This window comes from Kitasatospora sp. NPDC056531, assembly GCF_042794375.1.
Taxonomy (GTDB): Bacteria; Actinomycetota; Actinomycetes; order Streptomycetales; family Streptomycetaceae; genus Kitasatospora.
Map to the genome: position 1 here is coordinate 4,912 of NZ_JBHTTU010000155.1, position 4,446 is coordinate 9,357.

The following is a 4,446-nucleotide window of genomic DNA, read 5'->3' on the forward strand; positions in this document are numbered from 1 at the left end:
CACCGTCGGGCAGTCGAACAGCAGGCTCATCGGGAAGTCCAGCGCGAGCTCGTCCCGGATCCGGTTCACCGTGCGCATCGCCAGCAGCGAATGGCCGCCGAGGCCGAAGAAGCTGTCGTGGATCCCGACGTGCGGGATCCCGAGTACCTCGCGCCACACTTCGCAGAGCCATTCCTCCAAGGCGCTCCGCGGTTCGCCGCCACCCGCCGTACCGGGCGCCGGCAGCTCGGGCGCGGGCAGCGCCGCCCGGTCGAGCTTGCCGCTGGCCGTCCTGGGGAGCTCGGGCACGACGAGGACCGCGCTCGGCACGGCGTGGGCCGGCAGGCGTCGCTCCGCGAAGGTCCGCAGCGCGTCCGGCTCCGGCAGCGTGCCGTCCGCGGCCACCACGTACGCGATGAGCCTGGGGTCGCCGGGCGGTAGCACCGTGACAGTCGTCGCGCAGTCCCGGACGTCGGGGTGCGCGCACAGGGTCGCGTCGATCTCACCGAGTTCGATGCGGAATCCGCGGACCTTCACCTGCTGGTCGGCCCGTCCGAGGAAGTCCAGGCTCTCGCCGTCGGGGCGCAGCCGCACCAGGTCCCCGGTGCGGTACAGCCGGGCGCCGGGGCGGCCGGAGAAGGGGTCGGGGACGAACCGCTCGGCGGTCAGTCCGGGGCGGTTCAGGTAGCCCCGGGCCACGCCGGTGCCGCCGATGAACAACTCGCCCACGGCGCCCGGCGGGACCAGCCGCAGGTCGGCGTCCAGGATGTGGGTGGTGGTGTTGCCGAACGGCGTCCCGAGCGGCACCGTGCTGAGGTCGGCCAGCGTGTCGGGTGTGCACTGCCACCAGTTCACGCAGACCGTGGCCTCGGTCGGGCCGTAGCCGTTGTACAGCTCGCAGCTCGGGAGTGTGCGCAACAGCTCCCGCGCCGTGGCGACGGGTACCTCCTCGCCGCAGGCCACGACGAGCCGAAGCGTCGTGCACTCCTCGATGCCGCGCTCGGAGAGCAGAACGCTCAGCATGGACGGCACGAACTGGCCTGCGGTGACGCCCTGGGTCCGGATCAGATCGCGCAGGTATCCGGTGTCCCGGTGGCCGTCGCGGGTGGGCAGGACCAGGCGGGCGCCGACGGTCAGCGGCCAGAAGAACTCCAGGACCGAGGCGTCGAAGCTCAGCGAGGACCGCTGGAGGAAGGCGTCCTCGGGCCGGAGCGGGTACCTCGCCTGCAACCAGTCCAGCCGCTCGACCGCGTTGCGGTGGGAGAGCACGACGCTCTTGGGACGCCCGGTCGAGCCCGACGTGGAGATGGTGTAGGCGGCGTTGTCGAGGTCGCCGGGTACGGCCGGGTCGCTGTCCGGCCAGTCGGCCCACTGCGCCGGATCGTCGAGGTCCAGGACCAGCGCGTCCGTGGCCGGGAGCGTTCCGGTGATCCGCCCCTGGGTCAGGATCACCGGCACGGCCGTGTCCCGGAGGAGGTCGGCGAGGCGGTCCCGCGGATGCTCGGGATCGAGGGGGACATAGGCGCCCCCGGCCTTGAGGACGCCGTACAGGGCGGCCACCAGCTCCAACGAGCGCTCCGCGCGGACGCCCACCAGCGTCTCCGGGCCGACACCCGCCGCGCGCAGCCGGTGCGCGATCCGGTTGGCCTGCCGGTTCAGCTCGGCGTAGCTGGTCGCCGCGCCGTCCGGGAGCACCAGCGCGACGGCGTCGGGGGTCTTCCCGGCTTGGACGGCGAAGCGCTCGTGCAGCGCACTCTCGGACGCGGGCCGGTCGGGCCCCGCCGAGAACCGCGCCAGGGCCCGTCCGGCCTCGGCATCGAGGGACAGCTCGCCGATGCGACGCCGGCCGTCCTCGGCGACCTGGGCGAGCACGGCCTCCAGCTGGGCGGCGAACCGGCGCATCGTCTCGGGCCGGTACAGGCTGACGTCCCAGGCGACGTCCACGGCTATCGCGCCGTCCACCAGGTGGTCGAACCAGATGCCGAGGTCGTACTTGGAACCCACGCCCGGCACCGGCAGCTCGGTGACGGTCAGTCCCGCCAGGTCGGGCGCTCGGCGGCGCCCGCTGCCGTAGCCGACGATGACCTGGAACAGCGGGGTGCGGGAGGGGTCGCGTTCGGGGGCGAGTTCCTCGACGAGCATCGGGAACGGGGCCTCCGCGTGTTCGAAGGCGTCGAGCACCAAGTCCCGCATCCGCTCGACCGATTCGGCGAAGGTCGGATCGCCGGAGGTGTCGCCGCGCAGCACCAGCATGGTGAGGAGCGGGCCGATCATCGAGGCCGTCTCGGCCGCGTCCCGCGCCGCGGCGGCGGTGCCCACGGTCACGTCGTCGCGGCCGGTGTACTGCCGGAGCACGACCTGGCACGCCGCGAACAGCACCATGGCGGGCGTGGCGCCCACGGACCGGCCGAGCGCGGCGAGCCGCTCGGCCTCCGGACGCGGGATCACGAAGCCGGTGACGTCCCCGGCACCGGAGCGGTGCGCCGGTCGTGGCAACTCCGGGAGCAGTTCGAACGGTTCGAGGCCGGCGAGCTGCTCCCGCCAGTAGTCGAGGTGCTCCGCGGCGCTCCCGTCCCGGGACCGGTCCTCCTGCTCCGCCGCGAACTGCGCGTAGGTGATCTCCAGCGGGGCCAGGTCCGCCGCGCGGCCCGTGACGGCGGCGTTGTAGAGCTCGGCCAGTTCGGCGTAGAGGACGTTGCGCGACCAGTCGTCGAAGGCCAGGTGGTGGACGGTGACGAAGAGCAGGTGGAGTTCGTCGGCCAGGCGGAGGAGGCGGGCGCGGATCGGCAGCTCCTCGGCGATGTCCAGCGGGGCCGTCGCCTCGGCGAGCACGTGCTCCTCGATGCTCGTGCGCTCCGGCGCGTCCTCGATGCACAGACCGAACCGCTCGGCCGACCGTACGACGCCGCACGGCTCGCCGTCGACGAGGCGGAACGAGGTCCGCAGCAGCTCGTGCCGTGCGACCAGGGCCGTCAGCGCCGACCGCAGCGCGCCGACGTCGAGCGGTCCCGACAGTCGGAGCGGCAGCGGAACGAGGTATCCGGCCGGGTGCGCGCCGAGTTGCTCGGCGAACCACAGCTGCTGCTGGCTCTTGGACAGCCGGACGAGGTTCAACATGGTCCCTTCCTGAGCGTCGGCCGGGGCGTCCGGCGTCCGGGGCGTTGTCACGGTGCCTTCTCCTCCGCCGGGTCGGTGCCGGGCGCGCAGCTCATCGCCAGGGTGCGGGCGTGCCCGAGGAACCGGTCGACCAGCTCCTGGATCGCGGACGCCTCCCACTCGCGGCCCGGGTAGCCCCAGTGCAGCCGCAGCTCGCCGTCCGCGACGAGCGCCGTCACATCGAACCGGTAGGGCCGGGGGAGGCCGGGTGCGAACTCCGCGCCGCGTCCGCCCGGAGCCCGCCGGAGCAGGCCGTCCTCCGAGCCCGAGCTGAGCTGCCCGTGGTAGTTGAAGCAGAGGTCCGACGCGGTCCACGGCGCGGACTCGTCGCGCAGGTACCTGGTCATCCCGTAGCCGGCGCCGACGGGCTGTCCGGAGAGCTGGCGGTGGACGTCCAGCAGCTGGGCGACCGGGTCGTCCCCCTCCGGCAGGCGTACGTGCACCGGATAGACCGCGGTGAACCACCCGACCGTGGCGGACACGTCGAGCCCGGTGCCCAGGGCGTCTCGGCCGTGGCCTTCGGTGTCGATCCGGAACTCCCGCCGCCCCGTCCAGTCCGCCAGGGTCCGGGCCAGGACGGTCATCAGGACGGACTTGATGTCGGCACGGTGGACCGCGGCCGACCGGCGTACGAGCGCCTCCGTCGCCGCCGCGTCCAGGGTGCCGGAGACGGTCCGCGCATCGGCGGCAGTGTTGCCGCCCGGGTCGTCACCACGCGGCAGTTCGCCCGCGTGGAGGGTGCCGAGCGCGCGCCAGTGCTCCGCGGCCGGGGCGAACTCCTCGGACCGGGCGTGGGCGGCGACCGCGCCCGCCCAGGCCTGGAAGGAGGTCGTCTTGGCGGGAAGGCTCGGCTGCCGGCCGGCGTCGAGCTGGCCGTAGACGAGCCCGAGGTGCTGCAGCAGGACGTCCCAGGACACGGTGTCCACGGCGAGGTGGTGGACGGCCAGCACCAGCTGGTCGGGGCCTTCGTCCGCTTCGAGCAGGACGGCGCGCAGGAGCGGTCCGGTGGCGAGGTCGAAGGACGCCTGGGCGGCTTCGGCGGCGGCCAGCAGCGCCTGCTCCGCCTCCTCGGCGGTGAGACCGGCGCCCTCGACCACGTCGAGGACGTCGGTGTCGTCGACCGGTGCGAGGTACTGGTGCCAGCGGCCGTCGCGTTCCTCCAGCCGCAGCCGTAGCGCGTCGTGGTGCCCGATCAGCGCGGACAGGGCGTCGCTCAGCAGGGTCGAGTCCAGCTGCTCGGCGCACTCCAGCCGCACCGACTGGTTGAAGTGGTTCTCGGGGCCGTGGGTTTGGAGGAACCACTGCTGGATC

General features: G+C 73.5%; 2 protein-coding genes. Both read right to left on the reverse strand.

Going from position 1 to position 4,446, the window contains the following annotated elements; all coding sequences use genetic code 11:
- Positions 1-3,096 (reverse strand): amino acid adenylation domain-containing protein (locus ACFQ87_RS42530; RefSeq protein ID WP_380616330.1); only part of this gene is annotated, 3,096 nt, incomplete at its 3' end.
- A 47-nt stretch (positions 3,097-3,143) separates the two neighbouring features.
- A partial coding sequence (locus ACFQ87_RS42535) for a condensation domain-containing protein (RefSeq protein ID WP_380616331.1) occupies positions 3,144-4,446 on the reverse strand: 1,303 nt, incomplete at its 5' end.